Genomic DNA, 18,655 nt, shown 5'->3' on the forward strand with positions numbered 1-18,655 from the left:
TTTTTAATGGTACTTACCTATTATTAGTTAAAAGGGATGGTTAAGAGATGATATATATATCAACAGGTATAGCGATTGTGATGGCTATAGGTGTTTTCATATTACGGATGAAGGAAACGAAAAAACCAGTGAATGAAAGGAAAATCATTTTACCGCCGCTGTTTATGAGTACCGGTGCCTTGATGTTTATTTTCCCGATGTTCAGGGTCACTCGATACGAATTGTTGGAGGCTCTTGTTGCAGGGATGTTATTTTCCATCTTATTGATCAAAACATCTAAATTTGAAGTTAGAGATGAAAAAATTTATATTCTGCGCTCTAAAGCGTTCATATTCATATTGATTGGTCTCATGGTGATTCGACTGGTGGCAAAGCTGATGCTGGGAAGCACGATTGAAATCGGTGTATTGAGCGGAATGTTTTTCTTACTTGCTTTTGCGATGATCGTTCCGTGGAGAATTGCCATGCTTTATCAATATAAGAAAGTTAAAGCAGCCAGTTTCGGCGGAGGCAGTATGGTTTGATAATCAAAGGAATAAACTACAAAACCCGAGTCGTTATTCATGATGACTCGGGTTTTTCATTTCCATGGGTACTTCATTAGAAAAAAATCATGCCAAAAACCTAGTAATTTCATCCGGATTATATTATATTAGTATTATTATTATTTTACTTAAGGAGGAAACGGTACATGTTACAAATGATTGTGTTAGGGATTATTTGTGGTTTACTGCTGGGATTTGTGCTTCAAAGAGGCCGTTTCTGTGTTGTTGGTGCATATCGTGATTTGATTTTAGCTAAAGATGGACGGATGTTTTTGGCTACATTTGTTGTTATAGCGATACAAAGTATTGGAGTTTATGCATTGAATGATACAGGGATCATTCAGTTTGGAAATGATGGTTTTCCATGGCTGGGAACCATTGTGGGTGGTTTTATTTTTGGTATTGGTATGGTTCTGGCAGGAGGTTGCGCCACTGGAACATGGTATCGTGCCGGAGAGGGCATGATCGGAAGTTGGGTTGCCCTTTTTGGATATATGCTAGGGGCAGCAATGACGAAATATGGTGTATGGAAAGTGGCAGGGGATAATCTGTTATCTTATCGTACTAATGATACGTATATTCATGAAACGTTAAATGTTTCGCCTTGGGTGCTTGTGATTATTGTGACACTCTTGGTTGGCATATTGGTGATTCGTGAATTGAGAAAACCGAAACTTCCAATCTTTAAAATGAAACCGAAAAAAACGGGATTGGCCCACATCTTATTCGAGAAACGCTGGCATCCTTTTGTTACAGCATTATTGGTCGGCCTTATTGCAATCATGGCTTGGCCGCTGAGTGCAATGACAGGGAGGATGTTCGGACTTGGAATTACAGCGCCTTCCGCGAACATTTTAACTTTCCTTATCACCGGAGATGATGCGTTAATCGATTGGGGCACGTTTTTAGTAGTAGGCATTTTCCTAGGTTCTTTCATTGCTGCCAAAGGGAGCGGGGAATTCCGTTGGCGTTTGCCTGATATGAAAACGTTACGTAATAATGCAATTGGCGGTATAACCATGGGATTCGGTGCAAGTGTTGCCGGGGGATGCACAATCGGAAATGGCCTGGTGAACTCGGCGTTATTTGCTTGGCAAGGTTGGGTTGCAATTGTCTTTTTCCTGCTGGGTACTTGGGTAGCGACTTATTTCACGATCATCCGAAAGCAAAAGCAGGCGGCCGCTGCATCCAAAGCGGCTTAAGTTACAAGTCAAAAACTTTTTAATCAAGGAGTGGAATATTAAATGGCAAAAGTATTGGAAACGACTGGAATGGTATGTCCATTTCCTTTAGTGGAAGCAAAAGAAGCGATCGTGGACATGGCAAAAGGTGAGGAATTGATCATTAATTTCGATTGCACACAAGCAACGGAGAGCATTCCGCGTTGGGCTGCTACAGAAGGTCATGAAATCACCGAGTTCGAGCAAATCGATGACGCTAAATGGCGTATAATCGTTAAAAAGGGAAAGTAAATTGATTTGAAAAAAACGTGCTTAGGTTTCCTGTGCACGTTTTTTCATTTTTTCAAGGTTGAATAATTGGCGCTGAAAGTTTCTAGTGATAATATGTCTTTAACCACTTTATTAAGGAGATGTTTATAATGGTTGACGAGGTCATTTTAAATGATGTTCCACTGCAAGTTACGGATTTTCTATCTGAAACTGTAAAGGATTCTGAAGGTAAAGAAATCAGAAAAGTCAGTTTCAATTTCAAGGTCACACATAGTGAATATCATGATATTACTACATTGCTTTATCAGATGGTTTTTGATTTAAAGATACCACAGTCAAACGAGGAGTTTCGTGCAGAGATCTTTAACTATGCAACTTCGGTCACGAATCTTTATGAAGAAAATGCGGTAGGGGATTTTTCGCTCGTCCTGCTGGAAGTGAACGGTCAAGAATGATTGCATTGCCAGTCTTGTAAAGATATGGGTTACTGTCTATAATAAATAGTAACGATCATTCTATACATATGAGGTGGTACTTTGCTTAGCGGATGGTTTTTATGGTTCATTCTATTTTGGGTAGCCCTTTTAATTATATTGATGAGCATAGGTGGCTTTTTCATGTTTCGAAAGTTCCTGAAAAGATTTCCCAAAGAGGATGGGAAATCCGATATGGATTGGGAAGAATACTATTTGGAACAAACAAAGCACTTATGGTCAAAGCAGCAAAAGGAATTACTGGAAGATTTAGTGAGCCCTGTGCCAGAACTTTTTCGTGATGTTGCACGACATAAAATCGCAGGGAAAATCGGAGAGTTGGCGTTAAAGGAAAAAGCGGGCGATATTACGGAAGATTTAGTGATACGCGGCTATATCATTGCCACACCAAAACGTGATCATAAATTTTTACAAAAAAAGTTAGCTGAAAGAAAGGTGAATATGGTTCCATATGAACATTTATTCAGCTAATGATGAAAAAAGCAGACTCATTTGGAGTCTGCTTTTTTCATTTTGAATCATGCAAAAGAATGGAGCTGTGTGGTAAAAATTAGAACGTTTGTACCCAAACCATGCTATTCGTTAAATTTTTGATATAATAATAGTAAGTAAAATTTAGGACGGAGTGAAACTATGAAATTTATCCATACGGCTGATTGGCATTTAGGTAAAATCGTTCACGGGGTACATATGACAGATGACCAAAGGCATGCACTCTTGCAATTCATAGAAATTGTCGAAGAGGAAAAACCGGATGCCGTGGTGATTGCCGGTGATTTATATGATCGTTCCGTTCCGCCGACTGAAGCGGTGGAGCTTCTTGATGAAATCCTTTATACGATTAATGTGAAAATGAATACACCGATCGTTGCGATCTCGGGAAACCATGATTCTGCGGAAAGACTCGCATTCGGTTCATCATGGTATCGTCATAGTCAGTTATACATTCATGGGAAATTGACAAAAACATGTGAGCCGGTTCGCATCAAGGGCGTGAACTTTTATTGTGTTCCTTATGCAGAACCTGGGACGGTCCGCCATCTTTTTGAAGATGATAGTATCCATTCCCATCAAGAAGCAATGAAGCGGATAACCGGAACGATAGCCGAGAATTTCAATATGGATGAGCCGAATGTCTTTGTAGGACATGCTTTTGTATTAGGCGGAAAAACGAGCGATTCGGAAAGGGTCTTGTCGGTAGGTGGTTCTGGCTGTGTCTCATCCGACTTATTCGATGCGTTCGATTATACGGCACTTGGGCATTTACATAGCCCAGACGCGATACGTCATCCTAAGGTGTTTTACTCTGGATCACTATTAAAATATTCTTTTTCCGAGGCCAAGCAGAATAAATCGCTGTCCATCGTCGATATGCAAGAAGATGGAAGTTTTAATATACGCTATCGTTCTTTGACACCCAAATTCGATATGAGGGAAATATCCGGGGTTATGGAAGAGTTGCTTGATCCCGCTTTCTATCAATCGCAAAAAAGGGATGACTATTTGAAAATAACACTAAATGATGAGGGCGCACTGATCGATCCTATTAACCGCTTGCGTCAGTTTTATCCGAACGTACTTCATCTGGAGCGAAAATGGGATTTGACTGACCTTAGGAGGAAAAATTCCTTCACTTCTGTAAAAGATGAACGGAAATCAGAATTGGACCTGTTTGAAACGTTTTATCAAGAAATGACAGATAGGGACTTTGATTCACAAAAGCATGATTTGATGGTTTCGGTAATTGAAGCTGTTAAGAAAGAGGAGGCTTTGAAATGAGACCGGATATTTTAACGATGCAGGCATTCGGACCATATGCAGGAAGGGAAACCATTGACTTTAATTCCCTTGGGGAACGGACCATGTTTGTAATCTCTGGAAAGACAGGCGCAGGGAAAACAACGATATTTGATGGGATTAGTTTTGCTATATATGGAAAAGCCAGCGGTGAAGATCGGAGCGGGCAAGATTTACGAAGTCAGTTTGCCGAAGATGATCTGTTGACTGAAGTATCTTTACAATTTACCCTGCGTGGAAAAACGTATTTGGTGACCCGGTCGCCACAGCAGGAACGGAAGAAAAAAGCAGGTGAAGGAACAACTACGGTTGGAGCAAAGGCTGAATTATATGAGGTATTGCCTGAAGGAAAAAAATTGCTGGGTGCAAATGTACGGGAAGTTGAAGAAAAAATAAAAGTACTCATTGGACTTGATGCGAACCAATTCCGGCAAATCCTGATGATTCCACAAAATGAATTCCGAAAACTGTTAACTTCCGACAGCAAGGATAAAGAACAAATTCTCCAGAAATTATTTCATACTGAGCTATATAAACGAATAGAAGAAAAATTAAAAGAAGAGGCTTCCATCCTAAGAAAGCAAAGCGAAAAAAGTGCTCAGCGGCGAATGGAATTGATGAAAGGCATCCATCCTGGAAATCATGAAGAGCTGCAGGCGCAATTGCAAGGGGAAGAGCCTAATGAACAGCTGGTCTTACCGTTGTTACAGGAAGTCATTGTGAAAGCAACAGAAAAAAATGAATATATTAACAACCAAATACAGGAAAAGCAAAAAGCTCGTGATCAAGTAAATCAAGAGCTTTCAAAAGCTGTCGATTTATTAAATCGATTTTCTGAAAAAGAAAAACTTCGAAAAGAAAAAGAGGCCCTTGAAGCAAAGCTGCCAGAAATGGAACTAGTGAAAGTCCAAATGAAAATGGCACACAAAGCGGCTTCACTTGAAAAGCAGGAACAATACTATTTGCGAATTGGCAAACAAGTGCAAGATGCGAATGCCGAACTTCAAAAGTTAAGTGAGCAGTCCGAGAAGTTACGAACTGAGCGCATTGAGAAGCAGGATTGCTATGATAAGGAAATGTTGAAGGAAAATGAAAGAGAGCAGGCAGTCCGAGCTGTTCATCAGCTTGAGCAGGTAAAAGAGGCTGTCATGACTTTTGCAAGCTTAAAAGCACAGGTTACCTTAGATGAAAAAGAGTGGCAAACTTGTAAACGACTTCGTGAAAAAACTGTTTCGGAACATCTGTCGGTCGAAGCGGAAGTTGAGAAAGTCGCTCAAGAAAAAACAGAAGCGGAAAAAGCGGCTGTTCTTTATCGTGATCAGGAAATTGAAGCAGAAAGAAATCATTCAGCTTTATCGAAAATTAAAAAGCTTCAAGAAGTTCTTTATGAAATCCAGAATACGAAACGAGTGCTGGATGAAAAGAATAATCGGTTCCAGGAGTTACAAAGAATACAAATTCAGGAGAAGGAAAAACTGGAAACCCTGAACCGAAACTGGCGATCAGGCCAAGCGGGTATGCTTGCTTCCATGCTGCACTCTGGAGAAAATTGTCCTGTGTGCGGTTCACAAAGTCATCCAAAACCAGCGCAGATGCATGAGCATATGCCGACGGATTTGGAACTGAAAGAGCAAGAAAACAAGCTGAAAACGGCGGAACAACAAAAAAGCCAAGCTGAAAGTGAATATTATCAAGCGAAATCCAAATATGACGCACTGTTAGAGTCTTCACAAGAGAAGCTAAGTGACTTACAAAATGACATGCCGGAGTTTAGGAATGAAGATATTAATGAGCATTTGCTGCAGTTTGTACAAAAAGGAAAAGTGCTGCAAGAACAGCTAAAAGAATTGATGCGGAAAAAGTCAGTATTAAATGATCTGGAAAAAAGGTTGCTGGATTTAAAAGAGAAAGCATCCGAGCTAAAGGAAAATCTGATCTCTTTAGAGAGAAAAGAGGACCAAGGGAAAACTAGGTATATTGAAAACTCTACAAAACTAACAGGATTAACCGATTCCCTGCCAGACGGAATACGGACAGAGGAAGAATATAATGCAGCTTATCTAATGGCTGTAAATACACAGAAACGCTTACAATCGGCCTTGGAAGATGCACAAAAAAACCTTCAACTGGTGAAGGAAAGAGAATCGGCCATCCGTGCAAAAAAAGAATCCCTAAGTGGAAATATCGAGGCTTTAAATACAGAATTGAAAGAGGAGCGGGAAAAGTTAATTGCAGATATGACCAATCAAGGTTTTTCCAATTATAAAGAATATACGGCAGCAAAAATATCGGAAGCAGCTCTTGGAAATTTGGAGGATCAAGTTCAGCAGTATAATCAAAATTGGCAAAGTGTTTTAAGTCTGTTTCATGATTTGGAAATGAAATTAAAAGATGTGACCAAACCGGATCTTGAAGGATTGAAAAAGACATTCGATTTCATAGATGAAGAATTGGAGTCGTTACGCCAAAAACAGAATGAGTTGCAGGCTGAAAAACGGACTAACGAAGAAATCCAAAGGAAATTGGCGCAAATTAGGGAAGAACAGAAAAGTTTGGATGAAAGGTACAGTATCGTCGGTCATCTGTCTGAGATTTCCAAAGGTCAAAACTCCTTCAAAATAACTTTTGAACGTTATGTACTGGCAGCCTTTTTAGATGATATCTTAAAAGAAGCCAATTCAAGGCTGCTGAAAATGACAAGCGGAAGATATCAGTTATTGCGAAAGCTTGATCCTACACGAAGGAATATCCAGAGCGGTCTGGAGTTATCTGTGTATGATCAATATACAGGACAAGAGAGGCATGTCAAAACCCTTTCGGGAGGAGAGAGCTTTAAGGCTTCCCTTGCACTTGCCTTGGGTCTTGCGGATGTTGTCCAGCAGAATGCAGGCGGAATTTCACTTGAAACGATGTTCATCGATGAAGGTTTCGGTACGCTCGACCCTGAATCTCTTGATCATGCAATTGAAGCATTAATGGATATACAAAGCACCGGGAGATTGGTCGGGATAATATCCCATGTCCCGGAATTGAAAGAAAGAATCGATGCCCAGCTTCAAGTCATTTCGACACAAAAAGGAAGTCGGACGTCCTTTTATTTTGCTGGTTAATCAAGAAAAAAGAATGGCTAAGGGGAGGTTCCCCTTAGCCATTCTTTTTATTTTTAATGAACGGACTACTCAATGTTAATATCTTCAGCTGTTTTTCCGGGGGAAAACTTATGGATGCGAATCACCAAAATCGGATTCGAGAATTCAGCGGTAATTCTGCGTGAGCAAATCGAAAAGGGGAAAGGGATTTTTCTCTGTGTGGGTAGCTTATCTTCTTTTTTTTCAAGAAATGGCTTATGAGTATCGTCAACGATGATCGATAGCTCATTATCACTTAGGCATACTTTAATATCTTTCACATCATGATCTTCCAAAACCGCTTCCACCATATACTCATCGTCACTTTCGTATATATCAATTGAAAAAAGTTGATGATCCAACGCACAAGTTTCCGGATCCAGAAAAAAACTTTTCACCCATTCATCAAACTTTTCAACCTCAGTCATTTGCGATCCATGTTGATTGTCTTGCATGTTGATACCCCCGGTTTTCCTTTGAGGTATTATATGATGGAGCATGAAGAATGGTGAATGAAAAAGTGAAAATGAATGATGATAAAAGATTCCGGAAGAGTGGATCAAAAAATGTAATGGCAAACAAGTACTTTAGAAAAGTAATCAAAACAAAGGAACAATGTGTGTGGGAGTTAAGGGGATTGAAAATTAGCAAGAAGTTAATAAAAGAGATGACCAATTCTACATGAGTTGGTCATTCCTTTATAATCAATGATGTTTTCTATTAAGCTCGTAACCTAATGCCATCTTTATATTCGAAACCAGTTTTTTACTGTGTCAAAATGAATAATTCAAACTTTGTTAATCAATACCAAATGCTACACTGGATTTAATTATTAAATAATTTACCAAAAATAATTGCAATTCTGAAAATTAAGTAGTATATTATGTAATATAAACGGAAGGAAATAAAACGTAATACAAAATCGAAGGAGTGTTGATGAAAATGAGTACAGCAGTCGAAGCGAAGCGAACGCTTACAATCCAAAAAAACAAAGAAACTGGGGTAGCGGAAGTACATCTTCATATTAATAAGACTAATGCCTATACGCTTGATTTTTACAAAGAATTAAATGCTGCAATTGATGATATTCGTTTTGATCCAGATATGAAAGTGGCTGTGCTAATGAGTGATATGCCTAAATTTTTCTCGGTCGGAGCGGATATTAACTTCCTTAAAGCTGCTGATCCGGTTTTTAAAACACAATTCTGCTTATTCTGCAATGAAACTCTAGATAAAATTGCACGTTCACCGCAAATTTGGATTGCATGCCTGGAAGGTCACACGGTAGGTGGGGGACTGGAAATGGCGATGGGTTGTGACCTTCGCTTTATGGGGGATAATGCAGGGAAAATCGGTTTACCGGAAGTTAATCTGGGGGTCCTTGCAGGTACAGGGGGGACACAACGTATGGCTAGATTAGTTGGTCACTCCAAGGCAATCGACCTGAATATCACAGGGGAGTCTATCTCACCTCAGGAAGCTAAGGAAATACGACTTGTAGATCGGGTTTTCCCACAAAATGAAATACGTGAAAAAACTTTGGAATATGCCAAAAATGTCGCAAGTAAGGCTAGTTATGCAGTAACTAACATTAAACTATCGATAATGAACGGTAAAGAAATGCCTTTAAACGCGGCGATCCGTTATGAAGGGGAAATACAGAATCTTCTATTCCGCTCTGAAGATGCTAAAGAAGGTTTGGCTTCCTTCCTTGAAAAACGTGAACCACAGTGGAAAGGTAAATGATTGATTTGTCCTTTTAAAGTAAAAAAGCAATATCGGTTCTTGCCGATATTGCTTTTTTACTAAGAATGCTAATGGGAGGATGGTTTATCTATAATGGAAGAAACTCATTTGAAAAGGCGTGTGAACGAAACGAAATTTCAAATTCAGTGGGGTGATACAGACCGGGCAGGAATTGTCTATTATCCGAATTATTATAAATGGTTCGATTTAGCGGGTCATAATTTTTTTCGTTCTATAGAAATGAGCCCTAAATATTTGGAAGAAGAGAAGAGAATCATCATTCCATTACTCGAAGCGAAATGTACTTTTGAAAAACCTCTGTACTACGACGATGAAGTGACAGTATACACTCACGTGAATGAGGTGAAAACAAAAACCTTTCGTTTTCAGCATGAAGTTTATTGTAGGGAAATAAGGACTGGGTATGGTTATGAAATTCGCGCTTGGACTTCCATCGGGGATGATGGGTTTAAGGCTGTACCAATTCCAGAAAATATAAAAAGAATATTGAAAGTCATATAGCGGGATATGAAGGGATGTTTATCTCTGACAAGTTTGAAAATTGAGCCAATTTAGATTACATTAAGAAGAAAAGGCTTTATGAGAACAGGAGAATCAACATGAAACCAAGGTCATTATTGTATACTCTTTTTGGTGATTTCGTCCAATTCTACGGTGGGGAAGTATGGATTGGGACACTGATTAAAATGATGGGACATTTTGGTGTTTCGGAATCCTCTGTGCGTGGAGCTATTCTGCGTCTCGTTCAACAGGATTTAATTACTGGGCGGAAAATAGGCAATAAAAGTTATTATTCATTAACTCAAAAAGGGAAACGCAATATGGATGATGGTGTCAAACGTGTTTATACGATCCGGAATAATCATTGGGATGGGTTGTGGAGAGTGGTTACATACTCCATCCCTGAAGAGAAGCGGGTGCTGAGGAATCAAGTGCGTAAGGAATTGAGCTGGACAGGATTCGGGCTTTTGTCCAATAGTATTTGGGTCAGTCCCAATCCATTGGAAAAACAGGTTCTGAGCTTGATGGATACATATGATTTAAAGGACTACCTGGTTATTTTCAGTTCCAGTCAAGTGATCACCCACTCAAATGAAGAGATTTTACGTGCTTGTTGGAATTTAAATGAAATAAACAAAAACTATTTAACTTTCATACAGCAATATGAAACGAAGCTTCAGGACATGCAGCAGGCTGTATGGGATGATGATATTTCAAATGAAGAATGTTTTTATGAACGAACCCGGCTTGTTCACGAATATAGGAAGTTCCTTTTCCTGGATCCTGGTTTCCCGCTAGATTTATTACCTGAAGACTGGCATGGGACCAAGGCTAGGGAGCTATTTTGGAATATTCATCAGCTTACATCGGTAAAGGCAGTGAAATATTTTGAATCGATCATGGAGTATCCTCCTGATAAAGCGGGATTCGTAAATCGTGAAAAAGCCATTAACCCTTTTTCAGAAATCTATCATGATTAAGAGGAGAGGTTTTTTATGCAGCAAAAAATCCATGTTACAGAAAAAGGTTTGGAAGAGCTGAATGGCCTTGATTATGAGAAATATGGAATAAATAAGGGGTATGCTCTGATTTACGGACAGACATTTCCGTTGAATCAAAAATCGTATGAATTAACAATTGGAGCTGTGGATGGAAAGGAAGCTTTGCTTGCCGTTCAACAAAGGTGGAAACCGGTTTTGGGAAGTGATGATCATTACTGAGCCATCAGGGAACCATCAACAAATAACGGATTATTTAATTCGCATAGGCATTCCAGTCCCATTCCCCATGAAGCATGTTTATTGTTATTTATTTCGAATGAAAGAAGAAATCGTGCTGGTGGATGTTGGGTTTCCAACAGAAGCCGCCAAGAGATATTGGGAAGATGTCCTTGAAGAGTTGTCCATAAAACCCACAGATATATCAAAGATTATCCTGACCCATTTTCATCCCGATCATACTGGTTTAATCGGCTGGATGCAGGAAAGAACCGGTGCTCGCGTTTATATGAGTGATGTGGAAGCCCGGATGATTAAGACTGTCTTTGGCGGTAATGCGAAACAGGCTGAAGCAACTTATGAATTATTTGGTAAACATTCCGTTCCTGAGCCTTTGTTGACTAAAGTGAGAGAAAACGTATTGTTTCTCTCGAATAAAGTGAATCCGCTTCCTGAAATTGAAATTTTTCAAGATACCTATTTGGATAGCCCTGAAGGCAGGTGGAGCATCAAAACATATGGTGGTCATGCGGAGGGCCATCTATGTTTTTATCAAGAGACCCAGAAAATAATGTTAATAGGCGATGTAGTCTTGAATAAAATCACTCCGAATATTAGTCTTTGGCCCAATTCCGATCAAAATCCACTAAAAAGTTACTTCTCAACTTTGTCTCAACTTGTTGAACAGGATGTGAGCATTGCATATCCAGCCCATGGAACGCCAATAGTAAATCTTGCTCAGCGGGCTAAGGAAATCATTGAACATCATAATGAACGTTTAGCGGTCATTTTAACCATTCTGGAATCAAATAAAGTGGCGTATAAGATTACGGAACAGCTGTTTCAGCATAAGAAGCTCACTGATCATCAATGGCGATTCGCCATCGCGGAAACGTTAGCACATCTGGAATATTTAGTGAAAGAAAAAAGAATACAAAAAATTTCACATGGCGGAATGTTTCGATACGAATTATAACAAATAAAGCGAGATGCACTTTTGTGCATCTCGCTTTATTTGTTTTCTGAAAAATCTGATAAACTGTTGACTAACCAGATAAAGTAAATTATTATATTACTTATATAAGACGATAGTTTTAAAAACATAATACGATAGGAGAGGAACAGATGACAGGATTAACAAATGATTTGATGGGCAAGATCCAAGCCGGGTTTGTGGTTGAGAGACTGGAAGATATGGATGAAAACTATAAAAAGGCATTGAAGCAAACATTGATGATTGTTGCGGATACAGAATTATTAAGTGTTCCGCCTCTTCTGACAGTCTATAAAGATGCTCCTAATTTAAATTACAAAATCACAGCACTTGCAGTAATGCAGGATGAAATCGGGCATGCGCATATTGCGTACAGGTTATTAAAGGATTTAGGGGAAAATGTTCAATACATGTTATATGAGCGTTCACCAAATAAATGGAAGAATCCATATGCATTTGATTTTAAATTGGATAATTGGGTTGAACTAGGAGTATTCAACGGATTATTTGATCGAGCAGGTTACACCTTATTGGGGGATGCACACCAACATACATCATACGGACCTTGGAAACGGGCATTGGTAAAAGTTGATAAGGAGGAACTATTCCATTTAAGAAACGGTGAAATCATAATGAAGGCAGCCATGAAAGATCCTGAAACGGCTAAGCAGGTACAAGAAGCGATTGATTGGATGTTCATCATGTCCCTGGAATTCTTCGGTGTAGCCGATAACTTAAAAAGCAGGTCAGCCCAGCTGGATTATAAATTGAAAGGAAAGACTAATGATGAATTACGGCAGAAATGGATGTCGACAGCCGTTCCTTTCTGTGAATCCCTCGGACTTAATCTACCTGCTCACTACGATGAAGGGGCTGGAAGGTATGAATTGAAAGTTCCCTTTCCATGTAAATTCGATGCGGAAAACAAGCGGTGGAATTATGATGAACCTGATACGTGGGATAATGTCATCAAACGTTTTAAGCAGCGTGGACCACAAAATCAAGAGTTCGTTAACAGGATTCAAAAAGGATACCAGCTACTTGATGCATATCGAAATGAGGCGATATAGATGGGTGGGGTTTTAAATATGGATCCGGTATTAATCCAAGCGTTACAAGAAGTTTCTGATCCTGAATTTCCGATTAGCATTGTGGATATGGGGTTGATTTACGGTGTAGAAATGCAAGGAAATACAGCGCATGTAACGATGACCTATACTTCAACAGGATGCGGATGCATGCAGTGGATTGAGAGTGATATAAAAAAAAGGCTTCTTCAAGAAGAAAGTGTTCTTGAAGTGGAAATAGAGGTTGTTTGGAGTCCAGCTTGGACGGTCGACCAAATGAGTGAAGCAGGCAAGAAGATATTAAAGTCCTGGGGGGTCAGTTCAAAATGAGTGAAAAAAAGGTCCAAAACTTTGAATATGATGTGTTTTCAAGAATCAATCGTGGTGATGACTTAATGCATATTGGAACAGTTGAGGCAAATAATGATGATTTGGCACGTGTTTATGCCCGTTATATTTATGATGAAGAAAAATGGCTGGAAATGTTTATAGTCAAGCGGGAAAACATGATTTGCATTAGAGAGGCAGATCCATTTTTTAAGAAGAGGGTGATTTAATATGGTGAATTCAACAAATGGCAACATTGAATTGATTACCTTAATAGAAACGATTGCTGATAATAAATTCATTTTGGGAGATCGTCTTGTTGAAGTCGGTGTCAGTGGTCCAGACTTGGAAGCAACCCTTGCCGCAATTGCTATGGCACAGTCGGAGCTAGGCCATGCTCGGCTTCTCTATAACTGGGGAACGAATTTGAAGAGCGGAAAAGGCAGCAAAAAGGAAGTGAAGGAACAAACGGGTAAAGCGTTTGGCAGCATTGTTCAAATCGGGGAGTGGATACAACTTATTGCGGGACTTTATTCTATGAATACGGCACTCAATATTTTGATAACCGCTTTGACCAGCCACCAAAAGGGCAGTGAAATCGAACTGCAATTCAATAAATTGGCAAGAGAACAGTTGGAGCATATTTTGTACTCGAAGAACTGGGCACTCAAGTTACTGAATGATGGAGGCTCCATTCCTGCCCGTTTCGGGAGAGCTTTTAAACTTTGTGAACAAGAAATAACTACTTGGTTAAAACAAGTGGAAAACAATAGTGTGCTTATTGAAAACGAGATCCTTCCTGTAAATAGTAATTTAGTAAACTCCTATAAGGAAGCTTTGATCCCGCGTTTAAGGGACGGGGAGATAATAAATGCCCGTTGAAAAGGAAAATCCGACATGTCCATTTTGTGATGGCAAAAATGTTGAATTATATTCATCCTTCGGTACTGCACAGCTCGTTAGGCAATACTATTGCCTAAACTGTAAAACGGTTTTTGAAAGCATACGATGGAAAGGTTCTATTTCTACTGATCGACCTCATGAGCATTCTGATCTGAATGGGTAGTCATTACTTTAAAAGCCTTTCCAGTGCAAAATGCACTTGTGAATGTGTAAAATATTGGGGGAGATATCAGACTATAAGTTTCATAGCCTGATGTAATCACTACCCTTGATTGGAGGTTTGCTTGATTTGAAAGCGGTTTCTGGGTGAAAAAGAGCATTGTCAGGAAGGGGATTTGCTCAAATTAGTTCACATAGCGTTTCCAAATGAATGCCTTTTTCCGCAAAGGAGATATTGAAAATGGAAGGATAGAGAATTGATTGATTCGGCTTTGTAATGGCAGGCAGCCGTCTTCTTTTTTGAATATTTGGAATAAAAGAAGACGGTGGGATGACGCTTCTAAAACCAGTAGCTTTTTGAGGAGGTAAAATGTGTGATAAAAACCGAATGTAAAATTAGAGGATTGGGCTCGATGTACAATGCTTCCTATAAATTTTTCCAGAAAAATATTGAAGCGGGCAGAGGGGATAAAACGGCTATTTATTATGAAAATCAATCTTATACCTATCAAGAAATCGATACCCTTGGCAATCAATTTGGTGCGGCATTAAAGGAACTGGGCATGGAGATGGAACAGCGTGTCCTGCTTATATTACATGATTCTCCAGAATTCATCATAAGTTTCTTCGGTGCAATAAAGGTTGGGGCAATACCGATTCCATCCAATACACTTTTACCGACAAAGGATTATGAGTATCTTTTGAATAATAGCCGTTCCAAAGTGCTGGTTACTACTTGTGAACAGTGGGAGAAGTTAAAGCTTGTTAAAAATAGATTACTATTCTTAAAGCATGTCATCTTGGTTGATGGGGATGATCAGAACCTGAAGGAAGATAACGAATATTCTTTCCATAGTCTTACTCGCAGACAGAATAAAGACCTGCCGCCTTGTTTTAGCAACATTAATGATCAAGCGTTCTGGCTCTATACATCAGGAAGTACAGGTGAGCCAAAAGGGGTTATTCACCTTCAAACCGATATGGAAGAAGCTTTCAAAAACTACGCAAAGAACATTTTGCAAATTACCGAAAATGACATTACTTTTTCGGCTTCGAAGCTTTTCTTTGCTTATGGTTTGGGAAACGCGATGTATTTTCCTTTTGGAGCCGGGGCTACCACTGTTTTAATGCCAGACCGACCGACTGCAGAAAAGGTGTTCGAGACGATAGAGAAGTATCGTCCAACCATATTTTTTGGTGTCCCGACTCTGTATGGATCGATGCTCAATTACCTTGAGAAGACGAAGGAAACCTATGATCTTTCTTCAGTTAGACTTTGCGTATCGGCAGGAGAGGCACTGCCGGCTTCTTATATCGAACAATGGAAGAGAGTTTTCGGACTGGATATTATAGACGGAATTGGTTCGACCGAATCACTTCATATATACCTCTCCAATCAGGTAGATGATATTCGGCAAGGAAGCACAGGGAAAATCGTTCCCGGTTACGAAGCTAAAATAGTGGATGAACAAGGTCATGAAACTCAGGTGAATGAAGTGGGGGACCTTTTAATTAAGGGAGATAGCATTGCAGCCTCTTATTGGAATCTTAATGAAGAAAACAAAAAGAAGTTTATTGGTGATTGGCTTATGACGGGAGATAAATACTTTAAGGATGAAGATGGCTTCTTTTGGTACGCTGGCCGCATTGATGACATGATGAAGGTAAATGGGATCTGGGTATCACCAATAGAAATTGAAAACGCCCTATTATCACATCCCGATGTACTGGAAACTGCTGTTATTGCTGTAAAGGATGAAAATGATTTAATAAAACCCAAGGCCTATATAGTATTGAAAACAAGTGCGGATCCAGATGAAGGCAGGAAAGAGGAAATAAAAGGATTTGTAAAAAAAGTGTTAGCACCGTATAAGTACCCCCGCGTCATTGAGTTCGTGAACGAGTTACCAAAGACTTCGACAGGAAAGATCCAAAGATTTAAATTAAGAGAACCAGAGATCAAATCACAATCGTAAACAAAAAGGATGATTCAATCTCCAAGAATGTCTACAAATTATAATGGGGGATTCATTCAGCATGAAAAAATGTTCAATTGTCATTTGAATGGTGGGGGCGAGGAAAAGTGAATGCTAAAGCGAACCGGAATGAATTGGTTGAAGTGGCGCAAGGAAAACGACCCGCAGATATGTTCATCAAAGGCGGAACGGTTATTAATGTTTATTCTGGTGAATTTCTTCAGCAAAATATTGCGCTGTATAAAGATTGCATTGCATATATAGGCCAAAATGAAGTGAAGATAAATGAAAATACCACTGTAATAGATGCCAATGGTTTGTATGTATCTCCAGGGTTCATCGAAACTCATGCACATCCCTGGGTTATATACAATCCTATAAGTATCACCGCAAAAGTATTGCCGTTGGGGACTACCACTACAGTGAATGATAATTTATTTTTTTATTTGCACTTAGGTCACTCGGGCTTTAAAAGGCTTCTAGGCGAGTTGAAAAACCTGCCAGGGAATTTTTTTTGGTTAATAAGATTAGTTTCACAGGCTAGTTATCCAGGTGAAAGGGACTGGTTCAATAAAGAGGATATTATGGACCTTCTTTCGAGTGAAGAAGTACTTGGAACGGCAGAAGTGACTCGTTGGCCTTTACTCTACAAAGGGGATCCGGTTTTACTCGATATTATAGATGCAGCTAAAAAAATGGGGAAAATAGCTGATGGGCATAATGCGGGGTGCTCTTATGAAAAATTAAATTCTATTGCAGCTTCAGGTATAAGTGCCTGTCATGAAGCGATAACGGCAGAAGAGGCCCTGGATCGTTTACGGTTGGGTTTATGGACAGTTCTCAGAAATAGTTCGCTTCGTCCGGATTTGTCAAAAATAATCAAGCTGATTACAGATGGACAGGTAAGTACGGGCAGGATTTTGATGACGACAGATGGTCCGCATCCAACTTTCATTGAAAAAGAAGGATTCGTCGATGGACTAGTAAGACAAGCTGTGGAATATGGAGTCCCTGTTATCGAAGCTATTCAGATGGTCACGATCAATGCAGCTACATACCTTAAACAGGACGATTACATTGGCGGATTGGCCCCGGGTAAAAAGGCGGATATATTATTATTGCCTGATTTGGTGCAGTTTCGTCCAGACTTAGTGATTTCAAACGGGAGAATCGTTGCAGAAAAAGGAGAACTGACGACCCAGATGCCAGATTTGGATTGGGATAAGCATTTACCTGAAAATACATTTCCCTTTTCAAGAGGAATTCTGGCAAATCCTGATTTGTATCTATATCCACACACCTCTTCGAATGATCCAGTCCCTGTTATTCATTTTGTCAGTAATGTAATAACCGAACAGGAGAATTTGTTTCTCCCAGCCAAGAATGGGTATGTCGATCTTTCGGCCCAAGAGGGTCTAATGTATGCAGCACTAATCGATAGAAAGGGAGAGTGGGTTACAAAAGGTATTTTAGAAAGGTTTGCATTGAATTTAGATGGGATGGCCTCGACCTTTAATACAACGACAGACTTGCTCACCATCGGAAGAAAACCAGAGGCGATGGCAAAAGCTGCTTCAAGAGTACATGAACTGGGAGGAGGAATCGTAATTGTCGATGATAATGAAATAATACTTGAAATTCCATTACAGCTTACGGGAATGATGACTTCTGATCCTTCATTTGATAGTGCAGTTGAATTTAATGATAAATTATTAAAGGTGCTCCAAGCGAGAGGCTTTCCTTTTCACGACATTTTGTATACTTTATTATTCTTAACTTGCGACTTTCTTCCTGGTCTGCGTTTAAATCCCTTTGGGTTATATGATGTGAAATCCGATAGAATCTTATTTCCTTCCACATCCATGACGAACTTTTTAAACAAAATGAACGCATAGAAAATAATAGGTTTGCGGGGCTGCCGTTTCACCTAAGGATTACGGGGAAACGGCAGCCTGATTTTCGTTAATGTGGCTCATCAAAAATACCCAAAGTACTGTAATTAGGAAGACTTGATAAATGCGGATTATCCCAAACCTTGAACGTGTATCTAAGACCTTTACCAAATGGTCGGATCGATTGGACCAGTTATGCCACTTGGACGGAAGGACATGTTTATATAAGAGAGGTTCACTTATGCCTAATAAGCCCTTGGCAGTGTTTGAGCTACTAAATCTATAAAATAGATTGACCAAAGTTGCTTCGTTATTCCTATAAATTAAAAAATCCACTTTGAAAAAAGTTTAATCAAAATGGATTTTTCCCCAGCAGATTTAAGTTTGTTTATTACATGTATAAAATATAGCACGATACATTGTTTCTTTGTGTGTCT

The 18,655-nt window shown here is 39.4% G+C and carries 21 protein-coding genes; 20 read left to right on the top strand and 1 reads right to left on the bottom strand.

The window, feature by feature from the left end:
• Window positions 1-47 precede the first annotated feature (47 nt).
• From MHB45_RS07330 to MHB45_RS07360, 7 genes are all read left to right on the top strand, one after another.
• Entirely contained in the window at window positions 48-524 is a 477-nt protein-coding gene (locus MHB45_RS07330; RefSeq protein WP_048685979.1) for a CcdC family protein, read from the top strand.
• 167 nt (window positions 525-691) lie between these two features.
• Window positions 692-1,747: a YeeE/YedE family protein gene (locus tag MHB45_RS07335; protein ID WP_176702846.1), complete on the top strand. Its 1,056-nt coding sequence runs from the start codon at window positions 692-694 to the stop codon at window positions 1,745-1,747.
• Window positions 1,748-1,789: 42 nt separating this feature from the next.
• A complete protein-coding gene (locus tag MHB45_RS07340) occupies window positions 1,790-2,017 on the top strand; it encodes a sulfurtransferase TusA family protein (protein ID WP_048685981.1) in 228 nt (75 codons plus the stop codon).
• Between the two features lie 128 nt (window positions 2,018-2,145).
• A complete protein-coding gene (locus MHB45_RS07345) occupies window positions 2,146-2,451 on the top strand; it encodes a DUF3219 family protein (RefSeq protein ID WP_048685982.1) in 306 nt (101 codons plus the stop codon).
• Between the two features lie 81 nt (window positions 2,452-2,532).
• A complete protein-coding gene (locus tag MHB45_RS07350) occupies window positions 2,533-2,961 on the top strand; it encodes a DUF2621 domain-containing protein (RefSeq protein ID WP_048685984.1) in 429 nt (142 codons plus the stop codon).
• Between the two features lie 162 nt (window positions 2,962-3,123).
• A complete protein-coding gene (locus tag MHB45_RS07355; RefSeq protein WP_340907592.1) occupies window positions 3,124-4,269 on the top strand; it encodes an exonuclease SbcCD subunit D in 1,146 nt (381 codons plus the stop codon).
• Window positions 4,266-7,397 carry an AAA family ATPase gene (locus tag MHB45_RS07360; RefSeq protein ID WP_048685988.1) on the top strand — a complete coding sequence of 1,044 codons (3,132 nt, stop codon included), beginning with the start codon at window positions 4,266-4,268 and terminating at the stop codon, window positions 7,395-7,397. Before MHB45_RS07355 ends, MHB45_RS07360 begins: the two co-directional genes overlap by 4 nt.
• A 65-nt stretch (window positions 7,398-7,462) precedes the next feature.
• Here the strand turns inward: MHB45_RS07360 and MHB45_RS07365 are convergent, their stop codons facing one another.
• Window positions 7,463-7,870 (bottom strand): Hsp20/alpha crystallin family protein, encoded by a 408-nt coding sequence (locus tag MHB45_RS07365; RefSeq protein ID WP_034312897.1) that lies wholly within the window; start codon window positions 7,868-7,870, stop codon window positions 7,463-7,465.
• Between the two features lie 50 nt (window positions 7,871-7,920).
• Between MHB45_RS07365 and MHB45_RS07370 the strand changes: the two genes are divergently transcribed.
• From MHB45_RS07370 to MHB45_RS07425, 13 genes are all read left to right on the top strand, one after another.
• Window positions 7,921-8,100 (top strand): hypothetical protein, encoded by a 180-nt coding sequence (locus MHB45_RS07370; RefSeq protein ID WP_048685990.1) that lies wholly within the window; start codon window positions 7,921-7,923, stop codon window positions 8,098-8,100.
• Window positions 8,101-8,357: 257 nt separating this feature from the next.
• Window positions 8,358-9,161 (top strand): enoyl-CoA hydratase/isomerase family protein, encoded by an 804-nt coding sequence (locus MHB45_RS07375; protein WP_048685992.1) that lies wholly within the window; start codon window positions 8,358-8,360, stop codon window positions 9,159-9,161.
• A gap of 93 nt (window positions 9,162-9,254) precedes the next feature.
• A complete protein-coding gene (locus MHB45_RS07380) occupies window positions 9,255-9,683 on the top strand; it encodes an acyl-CoA thioesterase (RefSeq protein ID WP_176702847.1) in 429 nt (142 codons plus the stop codon).
• Window positions 9,684-9,781: 98 nt separating this feature from the next.
• The gene (locus MHB45_RS07385; protein WP_048685994.1) at window positions 9,782-10,663 is read left to right on the top strand and encodes a PaaX family transcriptional regulator; all 882 of its coding nucleotides are present in this window, start codon (window positions 9,782-9,784) and stop codon (window positions 10,661-10,663) included.
• A 15-nt stretch (window positions 10,664-10,678) separates the two neighbouring features.
• The gene (locus MHB45_RS07390; RefSeq protein WP_048685996.1) at window positions 10,679-10,903 is read left to right on the top strand and encodes a hypothetical protein; all 225 of its coding nucleotides are present in this window, start codon (window positions 10,679-10,681) and stop codon (window positions 10,901-10,903) included.
• On the top strand, window positions 10,851-11,876 hold the full coding sequence (locus tag MHB45_RS07395) for an MBL fold metallo-hydrolase (protein WP_161798626.1): 1,026 nt from the start codon (window positions 10,851-10,853) through the stop codon (window positions 11,874-11,876). The genes MHB45_RS07390 and MHB45_RS07395 overlap by 53 nt, the downstream gene beginning before the upstream one ends.
• A gap of 149 nt (window positions 11,877-12,025) precedes the next feature.
• Window positions 12,026-12,964 (top strand): Phenylacetic acid catabolic protein, encoded by a 939-nt coding sequence (locus MHB45_RS07400; RefSeq protein ID WP_081088574.1) that lies wholly within the window; start codon window positions 12,026-12,028, stop codon window positions 12,962-12,964.
• An 18-nt stretch (window positions 12,965-12,982) separates the two neighbouring features.
• Entirely contained in the window at window positions 12,983-13,291 is a 309-nt protein-coding gene (locus MHB45_RS07405; protein WP_048686034.1) for a metal-sulfur cluster assembly factor, read from the top strand.
• Complete coding sequence (locus MHB45_RS07410) at window positions 13,288-13,518, top strand: hypothetical protein (protein ID WP_048686000.1); 231 nt, start codon at window positions 13,288-13,290, stop codon at window positions 13,516-13,518. Before MHB45_RS07405 ends, MHB45_RS07410 begins: the two co-directional genes overlap by 4 nt.
• A 1-nt stretch (window position 13,519) precedes the next feature.
• Window positions 13,520-14,170 carry a Phenylacetic acid catabolic protein gene (locus tag MHB45_RS07415; protein ID WP_048686002.1) on the top strand — a complete coding sequence of 217 codons (651 nt, stop codon included), beginning with the start codon at window positions 13,520-13,522 and terminating at the stop codon, window positions 14,168-14,170.
• Window positions 14,160-14,354 carry a PaaD-like zinc ribbon domain-containing protein gene (locus MHB45_RS28260; protein ID WP_048686004.1) on the top strand — a complete coding sequence of 65 codons (195 nt, stop codon included), beginning with the start codon at window positions 14,160-14,162 and terminating at the stop codon, window positions 14,352-14,354. The genes MHB45_RS07415 and MHB45_RS28260 overlap by 11 nt, the downstream gene beginning before the upstream one ends.
• Window positions 14,355-14,763: 409 nt before the next feature.
• On the top strand, window positions 14,764-16,326 hold the full coding sequence (locus tag MHB45_RS07420) for a benzoate-CoA ligase family protein (protein WP_048686036.1): 1,563 nt from the start codon (window positions 14,764-14,766) through the stop codon (window positions 16,324-16,326).
• Between the two features lie 107 nt (window positions 16,327-16,433).
• Window positions 16,434-18,221, top strand: a complete 1,788-nt coding sequence (locus tag MHB45_RS07425; RefSeq protein WP_048686006.1) for an adenine deaminase C-terminal domain-containing protein — start codon at window positions 16,434-16,436, stop codon at window positions 18,219-18,221.
• Window positions 18,222-18,655: the final 434 nt, after the last annotated feature.

Origin of the sequence: Peribacillus sp. FSL K6-5616, assembly GCF_038008245.1 — a bacterium.
In the GTDB taxonomy this organism is placed as follows: Bacteria; Bacillota; Bacilli; order Bacillales; family DSM-1321; genus Peribacillus; species Peribacillus frigoritolerans.